Origin of the sequence: Pedobacter sp. ASV12, assembly GCF_016429155.1 — a bacterium.
GTDB lineage: Bacteria > Bacteroidota > Bacteroidia > Sphingobacteriales > Sphingobacteriaceae > Pedobacter.
The window spans coordinates 26,769-51,851 of record NZ_JAELUC010000025.1 but is presented as its reverse complement, the minus strand read 5'-3'; the positions used below and the strand labels follow the sequence as shown (position 1 = coordinate 51,851).

Annotated in this window: 24 protein-coding genes; 18 read left to right on the top strand and 6 right to left on the bottom strand. The window is 44.9% G+C overall.

What is annotated here, in order from left to right; translation table 11 throughout:
* On the bottom strand, positions 1 to 217 hold a 217-nt coding region (locus tag JHD69_RS08525), incomplete at its 3' end, for a hypothetical protein (protein ID WP_199139317.1).
* Positions 218 to 227: 10 nt separating this feature from the next.
* Here JHD69_RS08525 and JHD69_RS08520 point away from each other — a divergent pair.
* The 3 genes from JHD69_RS08520 to JHD69_RS08510 all read left to right on the top strand — a co-directional run bounded on the left by JHD69_RS08520 (position 228) and on the right by JHD69_RS08510 (position 3,302).
* The gene (locus JHD69_RS08520) at positions 228 to 677 is read left to right on the top strand and encodes a hypothetical protein (RefSeq protein ID WP_199139315.1); all 450 of its coding nucleotides are present in this window, start codon (positions 228 to 230) and stop codon (positions 675 to 677) included.
* A complete protein-coding gene (locus JHD69_RS08515) occupies positions 670 to 1,404 on the top strand; it encodes a LytR/AlgR family response regulator transcription factor (protein ID WP_199139313.1) in 735 nt (244 codons plus the stop codon). The genes JHD69_RS08520 and JHD69_RS08515 overlap by 8 nt, the downstream gene beginning before the upstream one ends.
* Positions 1,405 to 1,550: 146 nt before the next feature.
* Complete coding sequence (locus JHD69_RS08510) at positions 1,551 to 3,302, top strand: S41 family peptidase (RefSeq protein WP_199139311.1); 1,752 nt, start codon at positions 1,551 to 1,553, stop codon at positions 3,300 to 3,302.
* A gap of 26 nt (positions 3,303 to 3,328) precedes the next feature.
* Here the strand turns inward: JHD69_RS08510 and JHD69_RS08505 are convergent, their stop codons facing one another.
* On the bottom strand, positions 3,329 to 3,943 hold the full coding sequence (locus JHD69_RS08505; RefSeq protein WP_199139309.1) for a response regulator: 615 nt from the start codon (positions 3,941 to 3,943) through the stop codon (positions 3,329 to 3,331).
* Positions 3,943 to 5,883: a tetratricopeptide repeat-containing sensor histidine kinase gene (locus JHD69_RS08500; protein ID WP_199139307.1), complete on the bottom strand. Its 1,941-nt coding sequence runs from the start codon at positions 5,881 to 5,883 to the stop codon at positions 3,943 to 3,945. The genes JHD69_RS08505 and JHD69_RS08500 overlap by 1 nt, the downstream gene beginning before the upstream one ends.
* A gap of 331 nt (positions 5,884 to 6,214) precedes the next feature.
* On the opposite strand from JHD69_RS08500, the gene JHD69_RS08495 reads away from it, so the two are divergent.
* The gene (locus JHD69_RS08495; RefSeq protein WP_199139305.1) at positions 6,215 to 7,285 is read left to right on the top strand and encodes a hypothetical protein; all 1,071 of its coding nucleotides are present in this window, start codon (positions 6,215 to 6,217) and stop codon (positions 7,283 to 7,285) included.
* Here JHD69_RS08495 and JHD69_RS08490 read toward each other — a convergent pair.
* Positions 7,223 to 7,621 carry a hypothetical protein gene (locus JHD69_RS08490; protein WP_199139303.1) on the bottom strand — a complete coding sequence of 133 codons (399 nt, stop codon included), beginning with the start codon at positions 7,619 to 7,621 and terminating at the stop codon, positions 7,223 to 7,225. The genes JHD69_RS08495 and JHD69_RS08490 overlap by 63 nt on opposite strands.
* Before the next feature lie 177 nt (positions 7,622 to 7,798).
* Here JHD69_RS08490 and JHD69_RS08485 point away from each other — a divergent pair, with 177 nt between their 5' ends.
* On the top strand, positions 7,799 to 8,875 hold the full coding sequence (locus JHD69_RS08485) for a hypothetical protein (protein WP_199139301.1): 1,077 nt from the start codon (positions 7,799 to 7,801) through the stop codon (positions 8,873 to 8,875).
* A gap of 9 nt (positions 8,876 to 8,884) precedes the next feature.
* On the opposite strand, the gene JHD69_RS08480 is transcribed toward JHD69_RS08485, so the two are convergent.
* Positions 8,885 to 9,259, bottom strand: coding sequence for a DUF4180 domain-containing protein (locus tag JHD69_RS08480; RefSeq protein WP_199139299.1), 375 nt, complete (start codon positions 9,257 to 9,259; stop codon positions 8,885 to 8,887).
* A 212-nt stretch (positions 9,260 to 9,471) separates the two neighbouring features.
* On the opposite strand from JHD69_RS08480, the gene JHD69_RS08475 reads away from it, so the two are divergent.
* The 12 genes from JHD69_RS08475 to JHD69_RS08420 all read left to right on the top strand — a co-directional run bounded on the left by JHD69_RS08475 (position 9,472) and on the right by JHD69_RS08420 (position 21,327).
* On the top strand, positions 9,472 to 11,586 hold the full coding sequence (locus JHD69_RS08475; protein ID WP_199139298.1) for a glycoside hydrolase family 97 protein: 2,115 nt from the start codon (positions 9,472 to 9,474) through the stop codon (positions 11,584 to 11,586).
* Between the two features lie 110 nt (positions 11,587 to 11,696).
* Positions 11,697 to 12,599, top strand: a complete 903-nt coding sequence (locus JHD69_RS08470) for a retropepsin-like aspartic protease (protein WP_199139296.1) — start codon at positions 11,697 to 11,699, stop codon at positions 12,597 to 12,599.
* 112 nt (positions 12,600 to 12,711) lie between these two features.
* Entirely contained in the window at positions 12,712 to 13,266 is a 555-nt protein-coding gene (locus JHD69_RS08465) for a hypothetical protein (protein WP_199139294.1), read from the top strand.
* A 97-nt stretch (positions 13,267 to 13,363) separates the two neighbouring features.
* Positions 13,364 to 13,861, top strand: coding sequence for a phosphoheptose isomerase (locus JHD69_RS08460; protein ID WP_199139292.1), 498 nt, complete (start codon positions 13,364 to 13,366; stop codon positions 13,859 to 13,861).
* 9 nt (positions 13,862 to 13,870) lie between these two features.
* Positions 13,871 to 14,638 (top strand): DUF3667 domain-containing protein, encoded by a 768-nt coding sequence (locus JHD69_RS08455; protein WP_199139290.1) that lies wholly within the window; start codon positions 13,871 to 13,873, stop codon positions 14,636 to 14,638.
* 46 nt (positions 14,639 to 14,684) lie between these two features.
* Positions 14,685 to 15,413, top strand: a complete 729-nt coding sequence (locus JHD69_RS08450; protein ID WP_199139288.1) for an acyl-CoA desaturase — start codon at positions 14,685 to 14,687, stop codon at positions 15,411 to 15,413.
* Positions 15,335 to 15,754, top strand: a complete 420-nt coding sequence (locus JHD69_RS08445) for a DUF1475 family protein (protein WP_199139286.1) — start codon at positions 15,335 to 15,337, stop codon at positions 15,752 to 15,754. Before JHD69_RS08450 ends, JHD69_RS08445 begins: the two co-directional genes overlap by 79 nt.
* Before the next feature lie 68 nt (positions 15,755 to 15,822).
* Positions 15,823 to 16,620 (top strand): DUF1295 domain-containing protein, encoded by a 798-nt coding sequence (locus JHD69_RS08440; RefSeq protein WP_199139284.1) that lies wholly within the window; start codon positions 15,823 to 15,825, stop codon positions 16,618 to 16,620.
* Between the two features lie 23 nt (positions 16,621 to 16,643).
* Positions 16,644 to 17,675 (top strand): SAM-dependent methyltransferase, encoded by a 1,032-nt coding sequence (locus JHD69_RS08435; RefSeq protein WP_199139282.1) that lies wholly within the window; start codon positions 16,644 to 16,646, stop codon positions 17,673 to 17,675.
* A 15-nt stretch (positions 17,676 to 17,690) separates the two neighbouring features.
* Positions 17,691 to 18,935, top strand: coding sequence for an NAD(P)/FAD-dependent oxidoreductase (locus JHD69_RS08430; RefSeq protein WP_199139280.1), 1,245 nt, complete (start codon positions 17,691 to 17,693; stop codon positions 18,933 to 18,935).
* A gap of 319 nt (positions 18,936 to 19,254) precedes the next feature.
* Positions 19,255 to 20,085: a DUF1365 domain-containing protein gene (locus JHD69_RS08425; protein ID WP_199139278.1), complete on the top strand. Its 831-nt coding sequence runs from the start codon at positions 19,255 to 19,257 to the stop codon at positions 20,083 to 20,085.
* 3 nt (positions 20,086 to 20,088) lie between these two features.
* Complete coding sequence (locus JHD69_RS08420; protein WP_199139275.1) at positions 20,089 to 21,327, top strand: SAM-dependent methyltransferase; 1,239 nt, start codon at positions 20,089 to 20,091, stop codon at positions 21,325 to 21,327.
* Positions 21,328 to 21,467: 140 nt separating this feature from the next.
* On the opposite strand, the gene JHD69_RS08415 is transcribed toward JHD69_RS08420, so the two are convergent.
* Positions 21,468 to 22,718, bottom strand: coding sequence for a DEAD/DEAH box helicase (locus tag JHD69_RS08415; protein ID WP_199139273.1), 1,251 nt, complete (start codon positions 22,716 to 22,718; stop codon positions 21,468 to 21,470).
* A gap of 211 nt (positions 22,719 to 22,929) precedes the next feature.
* On the opposite strand from JHD69_RS08415, the gene JHD69_RS08410 reads away from it, so the two are divergent.
* Positions 22,930 to 24,693, top strand: a complete 1,764-nt coding sequence (locus JHD69_RS08410; RefSeq protein WP_233165788.1) for a helix-turn-helix transcriptional regulator — start codon at positions 22,930 to 22,932, stop codon at positions 24,691 to 24,693.
* Positions 24,694 to 25,083: the final 390 nt, after the last annotated feature.

The following is a 25,083-nucleotide window of genomic DNA, read 5'->3' as shown; positions in this document are numbered from 1 at the left end:
CCCCCCCCCCCCCCCCCCCCCCCCCCCCCCCCCCCCCCCCCCCCCCCCCCCCCCCCCCCCCCCCCCCCCCCCCCCCCCCCCCCCCCCCCCCCCCCCCCCCCCCCCCCCCCCCCCCCCCCCCCCACAAACATTTTTTTTGTCGTGGTTCGTCGGCAGCGTCAGATGTGTATAAGAGACAGGTGCTCAACAGGCTGATCTTTGAAAATTCAAGAAACAAGTTTATTTATTTGAGCGACGAACTAGATATCCTGCAAAAATATATCGAACTGCAGCAACTGCGGGTGGCAGATAAATTCGACTATCAATTTAGCCTGTCTGAGGAAGTTGAGGCAATGGCCGAGGAAATCAAAATCCCCAATATGCTGTTGCAGCCTCTGCTTGAAAACGCCATTGAGCATGCTTTTAAGCCCATAGCTTATAAAGGTTTGCTAACAATTAAAATGGCATTGGAACAGCGTTGCCTAAGTTGCGAAATTATAGATAATGGCATCGGCCTGCAGGATAAGGTACAACAGCCAACCAAAAAATCATTTTCTATTCAAATCATCAAAGAACGCTTAGCTTTGTTGAATAAGCAGCATAAGATCAAATCATCCCTGGTAATAGAACCACGCCGCAACGGCCAGCCAGGCCTGACCGTAAAGTTGATAATCCCGTTTATAACAGCTTATGACTAAGATTGTACTGATTGACGACGAGCCCCATGTAGGCGCAGTTTGCCGTATTTTGCTCGAAAAGCGAAAAGATGTAAGCATCGTTGCCGAATGTCGCGACATCAGCACCGCTTATCCGGCCATCATTAAGCACAAACCTGATGTAATTTTGCTCGATGTACAGCTAACAGACGGCACAGGTTTCGATTTGCTTGAGAAATTTGAAGATCCTGATTTCGCCGTGATCATTATGACCAGTTTTGACGAATATGCCATTAAGGCGTTAAAAGCAGGGGCTATCGATTACCTGTTGAAACCCCTTATCGATGATGAGTTTGAAGTGGCCATTGAAAAGGCGCTCAAAAGAAATGCCCTCCATGCCTTACAAATAAAGGGGGCCGTGAATAATTTTACCGGAGATTCTAGCAAGATTACCCTAAGCACGCTAAACAACATCTATTTGGTCGATTATAAAGACCTGGTTTATTGTAAATCCGACGGGGGCTATACCACCTTTTTCCTGAAAGACGGCAAGGAAATCGTTGTGTCGAAAATCCTGAAGCATTACGAGGCCATATTGCCAAGCTCCCTTTTTGTGCGCTGCCATCAATCCTATATCATTAACCTGCAGCATATCCTCAGCTTAACCAAAGGCAATACGATTATGTTGACCAACGGTATCAAAATTCCGGTATCTGTTAGAAAGCTCAAAGATATACGCGAACTGCTGAAGGCTTATCCAAGATCTTAGGCTTCTTAGCCTGCCTCTGGCCTTTGGCAAATGCTATTCCTTTCAACGGATATTAATCCAATCCTTGCGGATATCAATTTTAAAGTTTGTTTTAAGTTGGGCGGGCTTACTTTTAGGCAAGTTTTTTAACAGGAGATAATTTTAGGATGAAAAAGATTTTTTTAGCTCTCTTCGCTTTTTTGATTGTATTTAAGGTAAATGCCCAACAGCCCGCTGCCAACGACAAGGCTAAAAAGGCGGCTTTTGACAAGGAATTTGTGGCGGGTTCTGCCATTGCCATCAATACGCTAACCCCCGCCCAAACCAGCAATTTGGCGTTGCTGGGCAAGCTATGGGGCTTTTTAAAATACCATCATCCGGCAATTGCCCAAGGCAATTACAATTGGGATTTCGAACTTTTCAGGATCATGCCCAAAATATTGGCGGTTAAAACGAATGCCGAAAGAAACGAAATACTGCATCAATGGATAGCTGGTTTGGGTGCTTTTAAAACGGCTGCACCCCGAGTGATTGATGCCAGGCAAATCAAATACAGGCCTAATTTCGATTGGTTTAAGACTTCGGGTTTAAGCAAGCCCCTTATTGAGCAATTGAATGCCATTAAAACTGCCGACAGGACCGAAGAAAGCTACTATGTGAAATTGTACGATGCCGAAACACCGGTGGCCATTTTTAAGAACGAAGCACCATATGCCAGTTTTAAATATCCAGATGCGGGTTACAGGTTGCTGGGCCTATTCAGGTTCTGGAGCATTTTTGAATATTTTGCGCCTTATAAAAATTTAACAGATAAGCCTTGGGGCAACGTGCTGAACGAATACATTCCCAAAATTATCGCGGCCAAAGACGAATTGAGCTACAAGCTTGCAGTGGTAGAGTTCGTTGGCGAGATTAAGGATTCGCATACCGATGTTTCGCCTTATGATAGTGCGCTCAAAACATTTTATGGCGGCTTGAGGCCTAATATCGAAATTGTTTTTGTTGACAACAAGCCAGTGGTGAGCTACAGCAACGACGAAGTAGTGGGTATCAATACGCTAAAAAGGGGAGATGTGATAAAAAGCATCAACAATGTTCCGGTAGAACAGCTCTTAAAAGACAAGCTGCCTTATGCAATCGCCTCGAATTATCCCACCCAGCTCAGGAAACTGACCAGTCGGCTGATGAGGACCAATGATACCCTGATGCAGGTAACTTACCTGCGTGATGGCCACATGGAAAGCACCAGTCTCAAATGTTTTTCGGTTAATAAAACCAATTACAAAAAACCGCTGCCTGCAGATACCGGTTTTAAAATCATCAATACCAACATTGCTTATTTCAATCCCGAAAGGTTAGGCCTTAAACAGTTGGCTCAGGTCATGCCATTGGCCATGAAAACCAAAGCCATGATCATCGATTTGCGTAGCTACCCGAAAGAATCGGCGTTTGTATGGGAAATTGGTAAATACCTGTTTGCTAAGCCTATGGATATTGCCAGGTATACGGGTGGCAGTACGGAAACACCAGGACTTTTCACGTACATGCCCGACGAATACATGAAAAACCTGCGGATAGGCGAGGAAAGGACCGATAACTACAAGGGAAAACTAATTGTTTTGGTTAATGAAGAAACCCAAAGCTTGGCCGAGCTATCGGCTATGGCTTTAAGTACCAGGCCAAATACCACCATTATGGGCAGCCAAACGGCTGGCGCCGACGGAAGTGTGGGTATGGCTGTTGCTTTTCCGGGCGGCTTGGCTGCCAGTTTTACCCAAATCGGGGTTTATTATCCCGATGGAAAAGAAACGCAGAGAATTGGCATCGTGCCTAATCTTGTGGTAAAGCCAAGCATAAATGGCATTAAAAAGGGAAAAGACGAAGTGTTGGAAAAGGCGATTTCAATGGCCGATAAATAATTCCGGACACGAACAAAGCCAACATATTAGAGCAAGCCAATTTTGATGGCTTTACCTATCAGCGTAGCCGTATTCTTGACTTCGAATTTTTCGAGCAGACTTTTGCGATGGGTATTTACCGTAGGCATGCTGATGAAGAGCTTTTCCGATATTTCGGCATTGGTTAAGCCTTCGGCAATGAGTTGCAGTACTTCCTTTTCGCGCCGGGTAATGAGCGGATGCTTCTCTTGGGGCTCTCTTAAGGCTACGGCAGCTTCAAAACTGAAGTAGTTTTTGCCTTTCAGCACCTCGCTAATGGCTTCGAGCAGCTCTTCTTTGGTGGCGTTTTTCAATAGATAGCCAGAAGCGCCGTTGGCCATCATATTTTGAATAATGGTTTGCTGGTTAAAGGTGCTCAAACCCAACACCAGTACCGACGGATATAGCTGCCGTACCTCTTTGCAAAGATCGGTACCACTCCTGTCGGGCAGGTTTACATCCATGAGGATAACGTCGGGCTGGTGCTGCTTGAGAAAAGCCAAACAGGAGGCTGCGTTGGTGGCGTGGCCCATCCAATCGATGGTTTTTTCGTTTTGCAGCAAGGAGCGGATGCCCTCGATCACCATGTAATGATCGTCAACTATAAAAATGCCAGCTTTCATCAGATCGCGATTTCAATCATTACAGAAGTACCCTTGTTGGCAGCCGACTGCACATCGAGCTTGCCTTTTAAAAACTCGACCCGGTTTTGGATGTTCTGCCAGCCCATACCGGTGGCCTCGTTTAATGTGGCGGTGTCGAAACCATTGCCATCATCTTCTACGGTAATCGCCAACAATCTTTCCTGTTCTGACAGGTGCAGCTGTACCAGTACATTTTTGGCGTAGGCATGCTTAATGGAATTGTTGACCAATTCCTGCACAATTCGATAAACAGCCACGGCAGTGGTTTGTTCGATGGCGGCCTTGTTCATGCCAACCGATTGATAGTTTATGGCCAGCACGCCGCTTTGGTTAATTTCGTGGCAAAACTCTTTTAGTGCAGTGTCTAGCCCATATCGCACCAGTATTTCGGGCATCATGTTGTGGGCTACGCGGCGCATTTCGCGTATAGAGCTATCTAGCATATCCATGCTGCGTTCAAAAGCCTGGGCATTGTCGGGGGTTAAAATCAGGTTGCCTTTCATGTTACTTAATGAGTATTTGATGCCGCTCAGCAGGCCTCCCAAGCCATCGTGCAGGTCTTTGGCCAAACGGGTGCGTTCCTGTTCTTCGCCTTTGAGCACGGCTTCTGTAGCAGTGAGTTGTTTCTCGGTTTCCAATTCGTCAATTTTTGCTTGTTGTAGTTTGCGGCGATGCCTGTAATTGCGGTAGCCCAGCAGCGAAATAACCAGCAAGGCTATGGCGCCAACAATCAGGAAATAGATCAGGTTGCTCTTTTGCCTGAGTTGTGCCTGTTGGAGTTTGATTTGCGTTTCTTTTTTTGCTGTTTCAAATTTCTTCTCTAGCAACAAGGTTTTGCTCTGGATTTCTTCGCCCCGCAGTTTGGTTTCGATAGCGGATGCGCTGTCTAAATACTGCTCTGCAGCAACAACGTCGTGCAGGCCGAATAAAATACCCGACATCACCTTTAGACCTTCAAATTTTTCCTGTTTCAAATCAAGGCTGTCGGCCAGTTTAAGCGAAGCCGAAATATAGCTTTTCGCTGTTTTGAAGTCTTTTTTGAGGAGGAAATGCAGGGCCATGCCTCGTCCAGCAATGACTTCGCCTTCCGAGTCGTTGAGTTGCTTGCTGAGCGTTAGTGCCGCTTCATGGTATTTGCGCATGCCATCGGCATCGTAGCGGTGAAAATAAATATTACCGATACCAATCAGACAGGCGAGTTCCAAGGCTTTGTAGCCTGTTTTTTTGGAAATGGCAAGCCCTTCTTGATAACAGGCCAAGGCAGAGGCATTATTGTTGAGCGACTGATAGTTGTTGGCCAAGTTGAGCGAGGCTTGCCCCAGCTCTATCTCTTTTCCTGCTGTTCTAAAATAACGAACAGCCTCTTTGCCATACTGTATCCCTTTTTCATACTGATACAGATGGAAATATACATTTTGGATCAGGTCGTTCATCCGCGCGGCCAAATACGGGTCATTGATTTGGTCAAAATTCTTTTTAGCAATTTCATAATAATAGACGGCGTCTTCATATTGGCCCAGAAAGTTGAAGCTGTTGCCCACATTAGCCGTTGTTTTTGCAATAATTACGGCATCGTTAAGTTGTTTGGCAATTTGAAGGGCCTGCTTGTTAAGCAGCAAGGAACTGTCAAGCGCACCTTTCGCATTTAAAATACCCGTGTAATTAGAGATGAATTTGATAATACCCTTCTTGTAATTTAGCCGTTTGCTGAGGTCGCCGGCCATTTTATAGTATTTTTCAGCGGTTTTTGTGTCGTCAAGCTCGTATACGTTGCCTATATTCAGATACAGTTGCACTTTGTTGGTATCTTCTTTGGCGTTGGGGAGCAATTGCAGTAAGCTGTCTTTACGCATGGCCGTCTGCGCCTGCGCAGCAAAACTGATGAAACCTACTAATAAGAAGAGCAATGATTTTTTCATACGTTAATTTACGCTTTTCTACAATGCAAATAAAATATTGTGGCGCCGTATTTTTCATCATCTTTTTTAATGATTTTTTGGGTTTGCGGTAAAAAAGCCGTCGTTAAAAAGGACGGCAATCAGTTAAGTTCCATTTTCATTTTACCAATCCGCCACCCGTACAGCAATGTAAGCCTTGCGGTTTTATCTCTTTTCGAGCATGGTTGGTCATATGGGTTTGAAATTCAATAACAGGGGTGGTTCGAAACGATAAAATCATCTTTTTTGATGATTGTTTCCCCATGTCATCCAATCTAGTTTTATCCTATGGTTTATGTTTAAAAACACCGCTATGAAACTGATTAAAAATATGTTGCTGATGAATTTATTTTTATTAATGGGCTATGCGGGTTTTGCCCAAAAGCAAAGCTTTGATGCCGTCTTTTTTACGATGCCCAAGGGCTGGCAGCAGCAGCAAGGCGAAGGTGGCCTGCAGCTTTCGGTTATGGATAGCAAAACCGGTAGCTATGCCATTGCCGTTATTACCAAGGCCAATGCATCAACTGCATCAGCCAATGAAAATTTCAGCAATGATTGGCTCAGGTTAGTAAAGGGCTCAGTACAGGTAAACGGTGAACCGAGCCTGCAACAAGCCACCAAGCAAAACGGGTGGACTGTAATTTCTGGCCGCGCCAATTACACCGAAGGAGCCAATCAGGGAATGGCTACTTTGTTAACTGCTACAGGTGGCGGACAAATGGTAAGCGTGGTTGCAATAGCCAATACCAGGGTCTACGAAAAAGAACTGTTGGCATTAATCAACTCGCTCGAATGGGCAAAAGTGGCGCAAGCCAATGTGGTTGCCGCAAAGCCTGTTGTCAAAGGCGGAGCCGGAAAAACTTCTATAGTGGGCTTATGGTGCGATAATACCTTGGAAACGACAGGGAGTTACGTCAATGGCTTTCCGCAATATACCGCGGGCTACATGAGAAAAGAATATGCTTTTTATCCCGATGGCACCTACCTGTTCCGCAACAAGCAATGGCAAACCCTGATGAAGGATATTTTATTCGTTTACGAAACCGGAACTTACTCGGTTAATGGCAACCAGCTTACCGTTACCCCCAAACAGGGCAAGGGCGGTTGGTGGGCTAAGGGACAAAGCACCAAGGTTTGGGGCAACCCTGTAAAAACAGCTGATTATAAATTGGAAAAAGCAACCTATGCTTTTGAAATCAAATATTTTTCAGGAAGCCAGGATTATTGTCTTATCCTCAAAATGACTGGGCCAACCCAAAGGGAAGGCAACTCCAATAGCCATCAATATGAAGTTAGCTACAAGCTGATGGAAGCTAACAAATCAATCATCGATAATCCGCCCGGATTTAAAACTGGCTTCGAAAATAAACAGTTGCCACAGTAAAATAATGCCAATGTCTGTCTCACCAAATTTAACGGCTATGAAATTTTTATCCCTCATACTAATCGCTTTGTTGCCAGCCACAATAGTGTTGGCCCAGTCCAAAAATCCAACCACAAATAAGGAAGTACAAGCTAAAATCAAACAGGCGCAGCGGCAATTGGATAAACAGTCGACCAGCATATTGCCGAAGCCAATCAGCCAATGGGCGATGCACAGTTGAGCGATAAAGGCGTAAAGTTCAGTGTTTCGGGACGGATGAGCCTTATTGCTGGAAGCAACAGCGCCAATGTGTTTGTACACTCCCAAATAACGATATCCTAACGATACGCTAGGCATAAAATCATCCTTTTTAACGATTGATTTCCCTGGTCAGCTGGTCTAATTTTATCCTGTTAAACGTTAAGTCATGAAAAAGATAGTTCTCGTATTGCTTAATACCTGCTTTGGCCTTATCGGAACAACACCATTAACTTCACCATAGACAATTATCAATAAGCCGAAGAATCCATAGCCATGAAACTGCTCAAAATCATCCTTCTCCTTCATTCATTTTTGCTGATGAGCTGTACCAGCTTTGCCCAAAGGCAAACCTTTGATGTCATCTCTTTTATCCAGCCCAAAGGCTGGCAGCCACAACAAAACGAAGTGGCGGTTCAGTTGGCGGTTTCTGATCAAAAAACCGGAGCCTACGCCATGGTTATCATCACCAAGGCAAAACCTTCTGCCGCTTCTGCCGATGAAAATTTTAACCGCAAATGGACGGCAGCCATCAAAGGCCAGATCCAGGTAGATGGAGAGCCTGTAATGCAGCCCGCCACCCATGAAAACGGCTGGGGAATTGTAACGGGAAGCAGCACCTATACCGATAAAGGCAATAAAGGTAAGGTGGCCTTGCTTTCGGCCACGGGCAACGGACAAACAGTGAGCGTGGTGGTTATGGCCAACAGCCAGCAGTATGAAAAAGATTTGGCTGATTTTCTGAACTCCTTAGAGCTGTCGAAAACTGGGCAAGATGAGCACGGCAATCCGGTTTTGCCCGCAACCTCGCAAAAAACCTTAACCACAGGTAACAGCAGTAATGCGCCGCTTGCGGGAAGGATATGGGAGGGAACTTCTACCGAAAAATTTACAGGGGCAGGAAGCATGACCGGCTATAACACCGGAGGGTTTTTTACCGGCCAATACCAGTTCAATGCCGACGGTACTTACAGGTTTGTTCAGGTTTTAGCCTCACATTATACTACTACCAAAACTTATGAACACGAAACCGGTACGTGGTCGGTAAATGGTAATCAGCTTACCGTCAATCCTATCAACGGACAAAATGAGGAATGGAGTAAAATGGGAAAGACATCTAATGGAAACAGCGACGTAACCAATCGCGCCATTAACGAAACCTGGGGTAAAAGGCTGAAAAGCAGTCCACGGAAACTGGAAAAATATACCTACACTTTTAGCATCGGCGCTAATGGCAACCGTACCGCATTGGTTTTGCAACGCAGCGGGCGTACCGAAAGAGAAGGCGAGGGCAAGGTATCCTATTTCAACGAAACCCCTGCCGAAAAATCGGTCAGGCTGCCAGGAAACTAGGCAAGGAAATCACGAAGTTCGGTTATTTTCCGAAAGTACCTGAATGGCAGTTGCCAGCGAGTCCACGAAATTGACGTGTTTTCTGGTATTGCTTTCCAACATGAAATCCCTGATGCTTTTGCTGGTATAAGGCGAAAAATCGCCAACGATGGCCAGCTGAACCCGATAGTTTGAGAATTTTTGCAGGATTTCTCCGGCCATGCCGTTCTTCAGGTCGAAAAATGCCGGTGTAAGCTGGCTTTCGCGAACAATAATTTTGTCGAAGCCCTGATAATACAAGTTTCCCAGTAAATCGAGGCCATCTTCGGCGGTTTTAATAATGGTGGTGTCGGCTATGATTTCGGCAATTTGGGCGCCGTTTACTTGGTGGCTTTCGATTTTCATGAGGAGGTTAAAGTTACGGTTATTTAAGTAAATAGGATGGATAACAAAAAGATTTTTCCTTTCCTCAGCCTTTCTTTTCTAAGGCAGCTAAGGTGGTCGCAAAGCCATCGCCTTGTTGTTGATGTGAGGTGCTCACCCTAAAATCACGGTCTTTGTTACAAGATTATTTTTTCTAGAAATATTAGGCTAATTTTATTGCCAAATTCAGCAATATGAAGAAACTACAACTGTTAATGGTTTGGGTATTTGTGTTTACCTGTGCGGTTAAGGCGCAGCAACTCAAATCGCCAAATGGAAATATCACCATGAGCTTTGCGCTCAATGCCAACGGAACGCCGACTTACAGGCTGCAATACAAGCAAAAAGACGTGGTTAAAACCAGTAAGCTGGGACTTGAACTGAAAGACGATAAAAAATCCCTGTTAAGCGATTTTACCATTGCCGACACCCAGACTTCTACCTTCGACGAAACCTGGAAACCGGTTTGGGGCGAAGTAAACATCATTCGCAACCATTACAACGAATTGGCCGTAACGCTTGCCCAAAAAGAAACCGACCGGAAAATTCGGATCCGTTTCCGTCTTTTTGATGAAGGCCTGGGCTTTCGCTACGAATTCCCTACGCAAAAGAACCTCACTTACTTTGTGGTAAAAGAAGAAAAAACCGAATTTGCCATGGCCGGCGATCATACCGCTTTTTGGATTCCGGGCGATTACGATACCCAGGAATATGATTACAATACCACCAAGCTGAGCGAAATCAGGGCTTTGGGCGAAAAGGCCAGAACCGCCAATGTATCGCAGCAGGGGTTTTCGCCAACAGGCGTTCAAACTTCGCTGATGATGAAAACCAACGACGGCTTGTACCTCAATATCCACGAAGCCGCGCTCCTCAACTATCCGTGCATGCACCTTAACCTCGACGACCGTACCATGACTTTCCAATCGTGGCTAACGCCCGATGCCAAAGGCGATAAGGGTTATGTTCAGGTGCCGTTCAACACCCCTTGGCGTACCGTAATGGTTAGCGATGATGCCCGTGATATTGTAGCCTCAAAAATGATCTATAATCTGAACGAACCTTCAAAAATCAAGGATGTTTCGTGGATCAAGCCCGTAAAATACATGGGGGTTTGGTGGGAAATGATTACCGGCAAAAGCACCTGGGCCTATACCGACGATTACCCGACGGTTGAATTGGGCATCACCAACTACAACAAGGCCAAACCCAACGGCAAACATGGCGCCACCACGGCCAATGTTAAAAAATACATCGACTTTGCCGCTAAAAACGGTTTTGATGCCGTATTGGTTGAAGGTTGGAATGTGGGATGGGAAGACTGGTTTGGCCATTTGAAAGATTATGTGTTCGATTTTGTAACGCCGTATCCCGATTTTAATGTGCAAGAACTGCAGGCTTATGCCAAAGCCAAAGGCATTAAACTCATCATGCACCACGAAACCTCATCGTCGGTTCGAAATTATGAGCGCCACATCGATACCGCCTACAAATTTATGAAGGCCAATGGCTACGATGCGGTTAAGAGCGGTTATGTAGGTAACATTTTGCCGGTAGGCGAAAACCATTACAGCCAATGGATGATCAATCACTACCAATATGCCATAGAAAAGGCGGCCGACTACCACATCATGGTCAATGCGCACGAGGCCGTACGCCCAACAGGCATTGCCCGTACCTACCCCAACCTGATTGGCAACGAATCGGCCAGAGGCACCGAATACCAGGCCTTTGGGGGTTCAAAGCCCAACCACGTTACCATCCTGCCGTTTACCAGGTTGTTGGGTGGCCCGATGGATTATACGCCTGGGATTTTCGAAATGGACATCAGCAAGTTCAGCCCGAACAACAATTCGCACGTAAACAGTACGCTGGCCAACCAATTGGCTTTGTATTTAACATTGTACAGCCCTTTGCAAATGGCGGCAGATATGCCCGAGCATTACGAGCGCTTTCCGGATGCTTTTCAGTTTATCAAAGATGTGGCGGTTGATTGGGACGACAGCAAATACCTCGAAGCCGAGCCCGGCCAGTACCTTACCGTAGCCCGCAAGGCCAAAGGCACAGGCAAATGGTTTTTGGGTAGTGTAAACGGCGATAATGTGCGGACATCGAATATTACGCTCGACTTCTTGGAAAAAGGCAAAAAATACATGGCAACTATTTATGCCGATACCCAGGAAACCAATTACAAAACCAATCCGCAGGCTTACAACATCCGTAAAATAACGGTAACCAGCAAAAGTAAGTTGGCGCAGTTTTGTGCAGCTGCGGGCGGCTATGCCATCAGTTTCGAAGAAATAAAGTAAAATGTAGGATAGAATTGCCCAATCAGGCATTAAATCTCTAATTTGTAAAGCCTTCGGAGCCATTCCGAGGGCTTTGTTTTAATCAATAACACAACAAAGAAACCAATCCCATGAACAAATTCAAATCTTTGCTATTCGTCTTGCTTGCCTTTTGCAACCAGTTGCTTTGGGCACAAAGCTCAAAACCTGCCATCATCCCTTTTCAGCTTACCAAATACAACAACATGGCAGTAAAGGCCCTGGTTAATCATAAAGATACTGTAAGCCTGATGTTCCATACCGCAGCAAGTTCGTTAATGCTCACCGAAGAAGCCACCAAAAGAATGAAAAGCCTGGTTTTTGATAGGGTAGACAGCGTAAAAAGCTGGGGTGGCGAGAGCGAGTCGAGGTACAGCAAAAGCAACAGCCTTAAAATAGGCGACTTGGTGTGGGAAAACCTGGAGGTATGGGAAGACAAAAATTCCGGCCAGCAAACCGAGGGCAAATTCGGCCCTGATCTTTTTAAGAACAAGGTGGTAGAAATCGATTTCGACAAAAGCCAGATCCTGGTTTACGAAAAATTGCCGGCCAAGGCGAAAAAATATGAAAAAATGCCCCTAAGCTATATCAACGGCAACATGTTTATAGCAGGCACAAGCAAATTGGATGGCAAGAGCCTCAGCAATAAGTTTTTGATACATTCGGGCTATGCCGGTGCCATTTTGTTCGACGATGTCTTTACGGCCACCAACCAGTTAGACAAAAAGCTTGAGATCGTTGGCGAAAAATCGCTGAAAGACTCATATGGCAATGTCATCAAAACCCAAAAAGCCATCTTGCCGGGTTTCGCCCTTGGCAAAATAGAACTGGACAATGTGCCGGTTGGGTTTTTTGCAGGTGCTATCGGCAGGCAAAAAATGAGTATCATTGGTGGCGATGTGCTTAAACGATTCAATATCATTTTCGATGCCCAACGCACTTTTGTTTACCTCAAAGCTAATTCGTTGGCAAAAAAAGCCTACAGCAATATTTAGCGGTTTGATTTTTGGGTTGAAGATTTATACTAAAAATAACAATGCCTTGTTTTTGAAGCCACTTAAATTGTATAAATTGATCGGGTAAACCTTTAACCCAAAAACTAAAACCATGATCAGAAAAATTGTTTTTACCTTATGTGGCCTAGGCCTTGCGATAACGGGCTTTGCACAGAAATTCATGCCCGAAATCAAGGCCGGAACCACGCTAAACGCAACGGTGTTTGTACAAAGTCAGGAGGTGCCTGTAACCTTTACCATAAAGCGTATAGAAACACCAATTACCTTGGCCTGGTTTGTAGATGGCTACGGCGAAGGTGCTTTCGAGCTCAGCCAAAAGGCCTACGAAAGCGGCAAGGAAATTTATACGCAACAGCCGCCGCAGGGAACCACCAAATTAAGCGATAGCGAAACCTATGGACTGATTTCGAAAGATGCCTATAAATCCTTAACTGCTAATAAGTCGTTTACCTACAATGGCCTGAAGTTTAAGCCTAAGGAAACCGGTTTAAATCCCATGAAACTAGACGGCAAGGAAATCGACGCTACGCAGGTAGCCAGCGAAGACGGCAAAATAGAGCTTTGGATCTTGAATAACCCCAATTTTCCGCTTATTTTGCAATCTGCAGGTTTGGGTCTCGATGTAGTGATACACGAAATCAAGTAGCAAAACTAAGCTAATGGCCTGCCAATCTGTAGCTAGTAAGATGTTTGTTGAAAAAAGATGAAGCCCGAAAGGGCTTTTTTCTTATTTTTACGGCGATATGGAAACTCAAAAAACAGAAATATTCGATACCGTTGCACAACGTTTGCAGATAGAAGGTTTTAACGTCGTAAACCGTGATGAGACCCGTCCGTGGGGCGGTTTTTTTGTAATAGACGAAGACCAGGCCCAGCAGTTTGCCGATACTTATTTTGACGGTCTGGATGTAAACAGTCTTAAAATAGGCGGAAAATTAAGCCCTAAGATTTTAATTGTTGCCCCAAATACCCGCCTTTCGTGGCAATACCATCACCGCAGAGCCGAAATTTGGCAAGTGGTAAGTGGTACCGTTGGCATTAAAACCAGCGCCACCGACGAGGAGGGCGAAGTAAAAACCTACTATCCCAAAGACCAGATCAAATTGCAGCAAGGCGAGCGCCACCGTTTGATCGGCTTAGAAGACTGGGGCGTAGTAGCCGAAATCTGGCAACATACCGATGCCCAAAATCCATCAGACGAGAGTGATATCGTACGCGTACAAGACGATTTCGGGAGGTAATAAAACTGCATGCAAGAATCTACAAGTTGTAAGAATTGCCAGGCCTTAACGGCGGGCAACTATTGCAGTAATTGCGGCCAAGCCACAGATACCCATCGATTAAGTGCCCATTATTTATGGCACGATATCCAGCATCACCTGTTGCATTTTGATAAAGGGGTGTTCTACACCATTAAAGAGCTTTTTACCCGCCCGGGCTATTCCATCCGCGAATACATCGAAGGGAAGAGGATCAGGCATTTTAGGCCGATTTCATTGGTGATTTTGCTGGCCACGCTGTACGGAATTTTAAGCCTCTATTTTCATACCGATGTTGCAGGTGGCATAAAGTACGAATTTAGCGAAAATGGAGCGGCTGCTTTTCAACGACTTAACGAGTGGGCTTCGCAGCACTATGTAGCTTACATGATGATCGCCTTGCCGTTTTCAGCATTGGGCTCTTTTCTCGCCTTCAGAAGCCAGCGCTATAATTTTGTTGAGCATTTTGTGATGGCTGCTTTTTTATTGGGGCAGGCTTTGGTGGTAATGCTGCTGTTCTTTCCGCTCAACTATTTATTGGCCGACAGCCCTTTGCTCAAAGTAATGAGCACTGTCGTGGCATTTATAGGCTTTGGCCTTAATCTTTGGGTCAACATCCAGTTTTTTGATAAGCTTTCGCGGGTAAAAGTGTTTTGGCTCACTTTGCTCAGCTACCTCATCATGACGGTGGCCATGAGTGTGCTAAGTGCGGGCGGAACAATTTTATACCTGGTGTTTACCCACTTAACAAAAGCTTAAAAAACCAAATTCCTTTAATTGCCGTTTATATAGTACTACATATTTCATGATTATTTTAATATTCTTTTTAGCCCATTGGTTCCTGTCGCTATTTAGCCAGACCTTTTTTCTGCACCGTTACTCATCGCACAAGATGTTCAAGATGGAGCCTTTTTGGGAAAAATTCTTTTACCTGGTTTTGCTGGTTTCGCAGGGCTCGTCTTTTTTAAATCCAAGGGCCTATGCCATATTGCACCGCATGCACCATGCCTACAGCGACACCGAGAAAGATCCGCATTCGCCACATTTTTTTAAGGATGTATTTGGCATGATGATCGCCACTAAAAACATGTATCTTAACTACCTGCACAATAAAATAGAACCAGAGCCTGCTTTTCGGGGCAACTATCCCGAGTGGCCTTTGGTTGACCGTATTGGCGATTCCTGGTTCTGGCGCATCGGCTGCGCACTTTTCTATATTTGGTTCTACGTAGTATTTGCTACCCATTGGTGGATGTTCCTGTTGTTGCCGATCCATTTTTTAATGGGCCCCCTGCATGGAGCCATCGTCAACTGGTGCGGCCACAAGTACGGGTATGCGAACCACGACAACGACGATCACAGCAAAAATTCTTTGCCTTGGGATTTTCTGCTCATGGGCGAGCTGTTTCAGAACAACCATCATAAAAAGCCAAACAGTCCCAATTTTGCCACCAGGTGGTTCGAGTTCGATCCAACCTATCCGGTCATGAAGGTGCTGCACTGGATGCGTATCATCAGAATCAGAAAAATCTAAGCGCCATGAAAACAATCACCACCTTAAAGATTATTTTTTCTGTTGTTTTGGTATGGATGGCCTATGTGGTGATTAGCACCAGTTTAGCAAGCTCTCTATTTGAGCAATGGGATTTTTTGGGAGCTATCCCTTGGATGCGCGCAACCTTATGGGATTTCTATGCGAATATCCTGATCATTGCTTTGTGGATGTTTTATAAAGAAAAATACATCCCAATTAAAATCCTTTGGACAATTTTATTCGTATGTTTAGGTAGCTTGGCTACTTGTGCTTATGTTTTGATCAAATTATTCAAACTAAAGCCGGGCCAAGGTGTTAAAGAACTGCTTGTAGAAAGATAGATGGCCAGAAGGCAGCGGGTGAAAGGTGTGGGGTTAATCTGTCTTGCTGCTCGATACTTGCTACTCGAATGGATCATAAGAATCTTCTATTTATCGCACTCATTTGCCTGCTGGTCTGCTGTGCCATTATGGCTTTGGTTTGGCTCTGGGCCCGACGCATCAAAAATGCCGGGGTGGTCGATGTGTTTTGGGCACTCAACTTTCCGGTAATCACCCTCCTCATTTATTGGCTGTCTGATGGCTTCGAAACACGCAAGCTACTGATTGGAGGTATGTTCCTGTTGGCCGAATTAAGGTTGGGACTTCACCTGTGGCAACGGGTAATCGGTCATTTGGATCAAGAAGAAGGCCGTTACCAGCAGCTGCGGAAAGACTGGGGCGACAAGGCAACGCGTAATTTCTTTTTCTTTTTTCAGTTTCAAGCCATTTCCAATGTGCTGCTGGCCATTCCTTTCTTATTGGTAATGGCTAATCCAGCGCCAAAGATAGATGCGATCGAATATGTTGGCTTGGGTATTTGGTTGGTGGCTTTTATTGGCGAAATGGTGGCAGACAAGCAACTGGCCAGTTTTAAGCGCAATCCAAACAATAAAGGCAAGGTATGCGATACAGGCCTCTGGCGTTACAGCAGGCATCCCAATTATTTTTTCGAATGGCTGTGCTGGATGGCTTATTTTGTGTTTGCACTGGCCTCGCCCTGGGGCTTCGTCGCCATCATTGGCCCGGCCATTATTTTATACCTTTTGCTTAACGTTACGGGGGTGCCAAACAACGAAGAACAAAATTTACGCAGCAAGCCCATAGCTTATAAAAAATACCAGGAAACAACCAGCGCCTTCTGGCCATGGTTTAAAAAACAATCATAGCGCTTTTACAACAACAATAATCTATGTGGTACGACCAACTTCTTGAAAACGATAAATTACCAGATTCGCTGCTTCGCGCGGGAATCAGAAAGCTGCTGAGGCAGCGACTTAAAGACGAAACCTTAGGCAACGAAGAACTGCAGCAACGTAAATTGATGACGCTCATAGCAGATTTAAAGTCTTCGCCCATAGCAATCAATACCGCCGATGCCAACCAGCAGCATTACGAACTTCCCACCCAGTTTTTCAAATATTGCCTGGGCAAAAACCTCAAATATAGCAGCGGATATTGGAACCCGGGTGTACGCGATATTGATACTTCGGAAAACGACATGCTGGCCTTAACCTGCGAAAGGGCCCAGTTGCAAAATGGGCAAAATGTGTTGGAATTAGGTTGTGGCTGGGGTTCGCTGTCGCTTTACATGGCTGCCAAATTTCCGGAAAGCAAATTTACCGTTGTTTCCAATTCGGCAACGCAAAAAGCCTTCATCGATGATGAGGCAAATAAGCGGGGCATCGCTAACCTAACCGTGCTAACTGCCGATATGAATACTTTCGCCATTGCCGATTCGTTTGACCGTGTTGTTTCGGTCGAAATGTTCGAACACATGCGCAACTACCAATTGCTGTTGGCCAAGGTAGCTTCTTTTTTAAAACCCGATGGAAAGCTCTTCGTTCATATCTTTACCCATCGTACCCTGGCCTATAAATATGAAGTAGTTGACGAAACCGACTGGATGAGCAAGTATTTCTTTACCGGGGGCATCATGCCTTCCAACCACTTGCTGTTCTATTTTAACGACCATTTGCAAGTAAGCGAACATTGGGTGGTTAACGGTACACATTATGGCAGAACATCAGAAGCCTGGCTGGCCAATATGGACAGGCACAAAAAAGAGATCATGCCTATTTTACAAGAGACCTATGGGCCAAAAAATGCGGTAAAATGGTGGGTGTATTGGCGCCTTTTTTACATGGCCTGCGCCGAACTGTTCAACTATAATCAAGGCAACGAGTGGATGGTATGCCATTACCTGTTCGAAAAAAATAATTAAAAGCACAAGGATTTTATGCAGAAAGTTGCTGTTATAGGAACCGGCATAGCCGGAATGGGCTGTGCACACCACCTCTACAAGAAATACGACCTTACCATTTTCGAATCCCTAAATTATGTGGGCGGACATACCAATACCATCACCCTCGAAGAAGAGGGCAAGCCGGTGTACATCGACACTGGATTTATGGTGTTCAATTACCAAACCTATCCCAATCTTTGTGCACTTTTTGAGGAGATAGAGGCGCCAGTAAAAAAGACCGATATGTCATTCAGTGTGCAGCATGTTCCCGACGGATTGGAATATTGTGGTTCGAGCCTCAGGCATCTTTTTGCCCAGAAACGCAACCTGTTCAATCCTGCTTTCCTGAAGATGTTGCTGCAGATCAATCGGTTTAATCGGGAGAGCGTGCAGATACTCGACAATCCGAAGTATATGGATTATTCGCTAAGCCAATACATCAAAGAATTTGGCTATGGCGAAGATATGTTGTGGAAATACCTCATTCCGATGAGTTCGGCAGTATGGTCTACCCCCATGGAGCAGGTACTCGATTTTCCGGTGGTATCGCTTGTACGTTTTTTCAAGAACCATGGTTTTTTGGGCTTGAATACGCAGCATCAGTGGTACACCTTGCATAATGGCAGCCAGTCGTACCGAGAAAAGCTGATTGCTCCGTTCAGGAACCAGATCCGCATCAATACCAAGATTGTTGCCGTTAGACGCCTTAGCGATGGCAAAGTAATGGTGGTTACCTCGAAAGGCGAAGAAATTGTTTTCGACAAGGTGATCTTGGCTTGCCATGCCAATCAGGCCTTCGAAATATTGCAGGATAAAACAGCAGCTGAGCAACGGCTCTTAGCCAAGTTTAAATACCAGCCCAATTTGGCGGTATTGCATACCGATAAAGGACAGATGCCCCAAAAGAAAATGGCTTGGAGCAGCTGGAACTACAGGATAGAAAAGCAGGGCGATACGCTGGTGCCAAGCACCATTTACTGGATGAACAAATTGCAGGGTGTTTCCAAAAAGAAAGACTATTTCGTGTCGATTAATCCCGGACCAAGCCTAGACCGGGAAAAGGTCATTATGGAAATCGCCTACGAACATCCCTTGTTCGATGTGCCTGCCATGAAGGCCCAGTCTGAATTGTATCTGCTCAACGAAAGTGGACCGGTGTACTTTTGTGGCAGCTATTTCAAATACGGTTTCCACGAAGATGCCTATAAAAGTGCGGTTGAGTTGTGCAGAGCGATGTAAGACGGAAAATGAAGGCGCTGGGAAATGGAAAAGGACACAGCGGAAGTGGCATATGAAATAGGTTTTTGGTATATTTAGCCTATACCTAAAAACATCGTGCTGCGAATACAAAAACTGAACAGCTGTCAGGCCGAACATTGATTGGTTAAGCGTGCTTAAGAAATTAGATGATGATCAACAAATTGAAACAGAAGGTAAAAAATTTAGGGAGGAAGCCTTCGGGCTCAAAAAAATATTTGTGGCTATCAAGATTTCATCGGTTAAATAGGTACAATCTGGAAGCCCTTTTCCATAAACCATCTTCCATTTGATAGCCATCATGAATTTCACCTCTGGCCTATATACTGCAAAAGTGATGCACCACAGGCTGTGGCCTAAAAAACACAGCTTTTGGTACAGGATATACCTGTTCTACATCAACTTGGACGAGCTGGAACTGCTCGATAAAAAATTGCGCTGGTTTGGCCATAATCGGTTTAATCTTTTTAGTTTTAGAGACAAGGACCATATCCAGCTCGAAAAGAAAGCCGGAAGTCCACCAATTGCCCATGCCAAGTCTTTTGGCTCCACCAAAGAACAAATAAGTAGATATTTGGCCCAAAATGGCGTCGAAATAGGGGGAGGCAAAATTATGCTGTTAACCAATCTTTCCGTGCTGGGCTATAATTTCAATCCCGTTTCTTTCTACTTCTGCTTCGACGAGGAGGATAGGCCTCTTTGTGCAGTGGCAGAAATCAGCAATACCTTCCATGAAATGAAAATGTTCTTTTTTGGCAAAGATGAACTCCAAAACGGACATTTCAGACTCAGGACAGCTAAGTTGTTCTATGTTTCGCCATTTACAGACCTCGACGATTTTTTCGACTTTGATTTGGCCATTCCCGGTCAGGAACTCGATATCAAAATCAACGATCACGATAAAAAGGGACAACTGTTTTTTGTCAGTACCTTAAAAGGAAAGCAAAAAGCGCTTAGCAATGCCAGCATGCTTCGCTATTTCTTTGCGATGCCCCTTATTCCGTTGCGGGTCATGTGGATGATCCATTGGCAGGCCCTGCTGCTGTGGACAAAAAAAATAAAATACCATGCCAAGGACGCAAACCAGCATTTGCAAAAAGACGTATATAAACCCTATAAACCTAATCTATAATCAATGTCTTCCATCTCTCTAGCCAAACAGCAATCAGGATTTTACGAAAACGCAGTATTACGGGCATTGGATAAGATGCAGGAAGGCTATTTGCAGCTGCATTTGCCCAACGGCGAGAGCTTGGCCTTTGGCCAGCAGTATGCCGCCATTCAGGCCAGGATTGTAGTAAAAGACAATACCTTTTTTAAGAATATTGTGCTTTATGGAGATATTGGTTTTGGTGAGGCTTATGTAAATGGCTTATGGGAAACCGACAGCATTGCCAGCGTGATTAAATGGGTGATCCTCAATATTGAGAATGCCCCTTCAGTATCGGGTAGCAAAATCAAAAATATCGGCCTCAATTTACTCAAATGGCTTAATCGCCTGGGGCATAACCATCGGGCAAACAGTATTACCGGCTCGCAGAAGAACATCGCTGAACATTATGATCTCAGCAACGATTTTTTTGCGCTTTTCCTCGATCCTTCCATGACCTATTCATCGGCTTATTTCAAAACGCCCGATCTTTCTTTGGCCCAGGCCCAAGACGAAAAATACCGTCGGCTTTGCGAGCAGCTGCAGCTCAAAGCCAGCGACCATGTACTCGAAATAGGCAGTGGTTGGGGTGCCAATGCCATTTTTATGGCTAAAAACTATGGTTGCAAAGTAACTTCGGTTACCATTTCTGTAGAACAGCAGCAACTGGCGCAACAACGCGTAGCCGAAGCCGGATTAGCCGATAAAGTGGAAATTATCATCCAAGATTATCGCAACATTGAGGGACGGTTTGATAAAATCGTTTCCGTAGAAATGTTGGAAGCTGTAGGCCACCACTATTTCAAATCCTATTTTGCCAAATGCAACGAAGTGCTTAAAAAGGATGGTATTTTGGCTTTTCAGGTGATTACCAGTCCAGATAGCCGTTACGAAAGCCTGCGCAATGGGGTAGATTGGATACAAAAACATATTTTTCCGGGCTCTTTGCTGCCGTCGGTCGCTGCGCTTAACAAGGCCATTAACCAAACCAGCGAATTGACTTTGGTTGATTTAAAAGATCTTGGGCTCGATTATGCCCGAACATTAAGACTGTGGTACGAAAATTTTAACCAGCAAATAGCCAAAGTGAAGGCTTTGGGTTTTGATGAGCGATTTGTTCGCAAATGGAACTATTACCTCAACTATTGCGAAGCAGCCTTCGAAATGCGGAACATCAATGTGATGCAAATGGTGTATGTAAGGCCGAACAATATCAACAGGTAGTTGTTGGTTGCCCCCAATTATCATGGCGAAGAATAACTGGCTGAAGCCATTTTTATTTCGTTAAAAAATGCTTCTCCCGATGAATACCGGAAGAAGCATTGATCAGCTTAGCGAAGGACTATTGGCCATTGGCCCGTGAGCTAGTTCCTTCTTGGGCCGCGTTTGTGGAATTTTTTCTTGTTGGGTTTGGTACCGCTGCCTTTCGAATCTTTCTGCGGTTGGCGCACCACCTCTTTTTTGGCCATCATGCCTTGCCAGCTCAAGGGAAAAGGATGGTCTTCTACAATAGGAATAACCCGTTTAATGAGCTTGTGGATATCGATCAGGTATTCGTTCTCCTCGCCGTCTACAAAAGAAATGGCGCTACCGCTGGCACCTGCTCTGCCTGTACGGCCAATGCGGTGTACATAGGTTTCCGGAATGTTGGGCAAATCGTAGTTGAACACATACTGCAAATCGTCGATATCGATTCCCCTGGCGGCAATATCGGTGGCTACCAAAACCCGCAATTCCCTGTCTTTAAAGCTGTTTAGCGCTCTTTGTCTGGCATTTTGCGATTTGTCGCCGTGAATAGCGGCGGCCTTGACGCCCAGTTTCACCAAATCTTTGGCAATACGGTCGGCACCGTGTTTGGTGCGTGTAAACACCAGGGCATGGTCTATGTTCAACTCGTCGAGCAAATGACTTAGCAATTTCTTTTTATCCGGCTTATCTACAAAATAAACCGATTGGTTAATGGTTTCTGCGGTTGAAGAAACCGGGGTCACTTCAACTGTAACCGGATCTTGGAGAATGGTATTGGCCAGTTTTTGGATTTCGGTTGGCATGGTTGCCGAAAAGAAAAGTGTTTGTCTTTTCTCTGGCAGTTTGGCTACCACTCTTTTCACGTCGTGGATAAAGCCCATGTCGAGCATGCGGTCAGCCTCGTCGAGCACAAAAATTTCGATTTCCTTAAGGCTGATGTAACCTTGGTTCATCAGGTCGAGCAAACGGCCTGGCGTGGCTACCAGAATATCAACACCTTTTTTGAGGGCATCTACCTGTGGCTGTTGGCCTACGCCACCGAAAATAACCAGGTTTTTGAGGTTTACGTTTTTGCCATAGGCATTAAAGCTTTCCTGAATCTGGATGGCCAATTCGCGGGTAGGGGTAAGTACCAGCGCTTTGATGGCCCTTTTGTTGGTGTTGAGGTGGCGCATATGCAAAATCTGCAGCATGGGAATGGCAAAAGCGGCGGTTTTGCCAGTTCCGGTTTGTGCGCAACCCAGCAAATCCTTTATTTTGAGGATACTGGGTATGGCTTTTTCCTGTATAGGGGTTGGTTGGGTATAACCCTCGGTTTCAAGCGCCTTTAAAATAGGCGGAATGAGTCTTAAATCTGTAAATAACAAAGTAGGTCTGTTTAATGTAAATTGAAGAAGCTAGAACAATCATTGTGGGAAAGACTAACTTGCGAGTTGCTTTAAAATGATTAAAGAAATTCTGCTTCGTGAGCAAAGGTACTAAAAATATATCAGTTGTAGGCATTTTCAAATGCCAGGCCCGCTATTGCCTATTCTCGATCAATAATATTATCTTAGCCAACCTAATTTTGCATCTCCAATGAACAAGCTGTTGTTGCTTTTGGCACTTTGGTGCAGCTGCTTTGCCTTGGGTTTTGCCCAGCCAAAACCAATCAGGCCACTGATCGATGCCTGGCGGGTAGCCGATACCAGCCAAACGCATCGCGCCGAAGTAGGTTATGCACAATTGAAGGCGCAAAAAGAAAACCGCCGGCTAAACCTGCCCAAACATCAGCAACTGCTGGGCATGTTGCATGCCTATGTTGATCAAAATCCCGACGACAGGTTGAAGATCAGGCTGATCATGTACGAAATCCTGGGCAAATTCGAATTTGAACAAAAACGCCTTGTCCAAGATTCGGTAAATATCTACAATTGCATCAAACTGGCCCATAAACTCAAAGACGACCAGTTGAAAGCAGAGGTGTATACGCTTTGTGCAGAGATTGGCAGAGGCACCAACCGGTATATCCTGTATAACCTGAAAGCCATCGAACTGCAACGGAAAATCGGTTTTTCGCATTTTAAATATGTACATAACCGCTTCTTTAACGTAAGCTTTGGCCTCTATCAAAGTAATGATTATAGGCAAAGCATCAATTACGGATTACAGTGTCTTGCTTTTAAAAATACCGCAAAAAAAACCTGGGATCCGAGGGTATATCTCTTCCAGTTAGACATTGTAGGTGCATCGTACCTCAAGCTTAACCAATACGACAGCGCCAAGTACTATTACCGGCAAATTATAGATACACTGGTTAAAAAGCCCGATCAAGAACCCTATATACAGACACTTTGGCTAGCTATAGCCAAAGGAAACATTGGCCATGCGCTTGTGTTGCAGGGTCGTGAACAGGAAGGCATTCCCCTCGTCAAGTTGCAGCTTAACGAGAGCCGCAGATTGGGCTCGTACAACAACATGGCCATGGCACAGAACATTTTGGCCGCAATTGATTTTGAACATCGGCGCTATCAGGAAGCCTTAGCCAAATGGAAAGAAGCTTACCAATGGACATTCAAGTCGGAACTTTATGTAGTAGAACAGCAATTATTGGCTGCAAAGGGCATTGAAAAAAGCTATCAAAAACTGAATGTTCCAGATAGTGCCTATAAATATGGCGATATTTACCATGAACTGAGCAGCAAACGCCTGCTCGACATCAGTTCTAAAAAACTTTCAGACGTAAAAACAAAAATAGAATTTGACAATATTCAGAACAGCCTGGAAAATATCAATGCCAAGCTTCAACAGGAGAAACTGGTGAGGAACTCTATATTAGCCGGTATTTTTTTGTTAACGGTGATCAGTCTTTTGCTGTACAACAGGCAAAAGCTGAAAACCAAGCACCAGACCGAAATCTTAAACCGCGACCGGATGGCCAAAGATCTGGAAATTAAAGAAGCCAGGGAAAGGCTCGGCACCTTCGCCAAAAACATCAGCGAAAAGGAAAAACTGATCAAGAATTTAGAGCGAACAATTAAGGCGAACGGTACAGAAAACCTAAACGATAGCTTGCTCAATTATGTGCTGTTAACCGATGAGGAATGGAGCAGGTTTAAAGAAGCTTTCAGCAAGGCATATCCTTTGTTTTTCCCCCGGCTCAAACAATTGTTGGTCCATATTAATCCGGCAGAAGAGCGTTTGGCCAGTTTAATTTGCCTGCAACTGAACAATGGGCAAATTGCCAATATGCTCGGCATCAGCGTAGACAGTGTTTCGCGAAGCAAAAGAAGATTGAAAAAGCGAATCAATGTGCCAGATGATTCCATTCTTGAAGATTACATCTGTGCTTTGAATGATTAGGTTCGATGGTCATTAGTTACTTGCCCTGGTTCGTTTGAGCGTAACATATTGTTAACCGAAAATGGGTTCATCGGCTGATTGGGGGAATTAGCTAGTTGCCAACTGTGATCTGAAAACCTGTTTGCCCTTCCAGCCCTCTCCCTTCCAGCCTTCCAGCCCTCCATCCTTCTCCCTTCCAACCTTCAACCTAAATGTCCGCTTTTTGTCCGCCCCAAAATTTGTAATCCTCGTTCTCGGATGCCAAAATTTGTACATGCTAAAACCTAAGGGCAAACCCAATATTTCGGTCATAATTATCCTTTTGGCCATAGGCCTTATGGTGTTGATCTGGTTGTATTTTTCCTATCGGTTAGCACAAATTTAGTTTGTATTTAATTGTTTGATAAGCCT

Excerpts from the sequence above, each read along its gene's own strand:
- JHD69_RS08515 (WP_199139313.1), top strand. The coding sequence starts at position 670 with ATGACTAAGATTGTACTGATTGACGACGAGCCCCATGTAGGCGCAGTT.
- JHD69_RS08510 (WP_199139311.1), top strand. The coding sequence starts at position 1,551 with ATGAAAAAGATTTTTTTAGCTCTCTTCGCTTTTTTGATTGTATTTAAG.
- JHD69_RS08505 (WP_199139309.1), bottom strand. The coding sequence starts at position 3,943 with ATGAAAGCTGGCATTTTTATAGTTGACGATCATTACATGGTGATCGAG.
- JHD69_RS08500 (WP_199139307.1), bottom strand. The coding sequence starts at position 5,883 with ATGAAAAAATCATTGCTCTTCTTATTAGTAGGTTTCATCAGTTTTGCT.
- JHD69_RS08495 (WP_199139305.1), top strand. The coding sequence starts at position 6,215 with ATGAAACTGATTAAAAATATGTTGCTGATGAATTTATTTTTATTAATG.
- JHD69_RS08490 (WP_199139303.1), bottom strand. The coding sequence starts at position 7,621 with ATGCCTAGCGTATCGTTAGGATATCGTTATTTGGGAGTGTACAAACAC.
- JHD69_RS08485 (WP_199139301.1), top strand. The coding sequence starts at position 7,799 with ATGAAACTGCTCAAAATCATCCTTCTCCTTCATTCATTTTTGCTGATG.
- JHD69_RS08480 (WP_199139299.1), bottom strand. The coding sequence starts at position 9,259 with ATGAAAATCGAAAGCCACCAAGTAAACGGCGCCCAAATTGCCGAAATC.
- JHD69_RS08475 (WP_199139298.1), top strand. The coding sequence starts at position 9,472 with ATGAAGAAACTACAACTGTTAATGGTTTGGGTATTTGTGTTTACCTGT.
- JHD69_RS08470 (WP_199139296.1), top strand. The coding sequence starts at position 11,697 with ATGAACAAATTCAAATCTTTGCTATTCGTCTTGCTTGCCTTTTGCAAC.
- JHD69_RS08465 (WP_199139294.1), top strand. The coding sequence starts at position 12,712 with ATGATCAGAAAAATTGTTTTTACCTTATGTGGCCTAGGCCTTGCGATA.
- JHD69_RS08460 (WP_199139292.1), top strand. The coding sequence starts at position 13,364 with ATGGAAACTCAAAAAACAGAAATATTCGATACCGTTGCACAACGTTTG.
- JHD69_RS08455 (WP_199139290.1), top strand. The coding sequence starts at position 13,871 with ATGCAAGAATCTACAAGTTGTAAGAATTGCCAGGCCTTAACGGCGGGC.
- JHD69_RS08450 (WP_199139288.1), top strand. The coding sequence starts at position 14,685 with ATGATTATTTTAATATTCTTTTTAGCCCATTGGTTCCTGTCGCTATTT.
- JHD69_RS08440 (WP_199139284.1), top strand. The coding sequence starts at position 15,823 with ATGGATCATAAGAATCTTCTATTTATCGCACTCATTTGCCTGCTGGTC.
- JHD69_RS08435 (WP_199139282.1), top strand. The coding sequence starts at position 16,644 with ATGTGGTACGACCAACTTCTTGAAAACGATAAATTACCAGATTCGCTG.
- JHD69_RS08430 (WP_199139280.1), top strand. The coding sequence starts at position 17,691 with ATGCAGAAAGTTGCTGTTATAGGAACCGGCATAGCCGGAATGGGCTGT.
- JHD69_RS08425 (WP_199139278.1), top strand. The coding sequence starts at position 19,255 with ATGAATTTCACCTCTGGCCTATATACTGCAAAAGTGATGCACCACAGG.
- JHD69_RS08420 (WP_199139275.1), top strand. The coding sequence starts at position 20,089 with ATGTCTTCCATCTCTCTAGCCAAACAGCAATCAGGATTTTACGAAAAC.
- JHD69_RS08410 (WP_233165788.1), top strand. The coding sequence starts at position 22,930 with ATGAACAAGCTGTTGTTGCTTTTGGCACTTTGGTGCAGCTGCTTTGCC.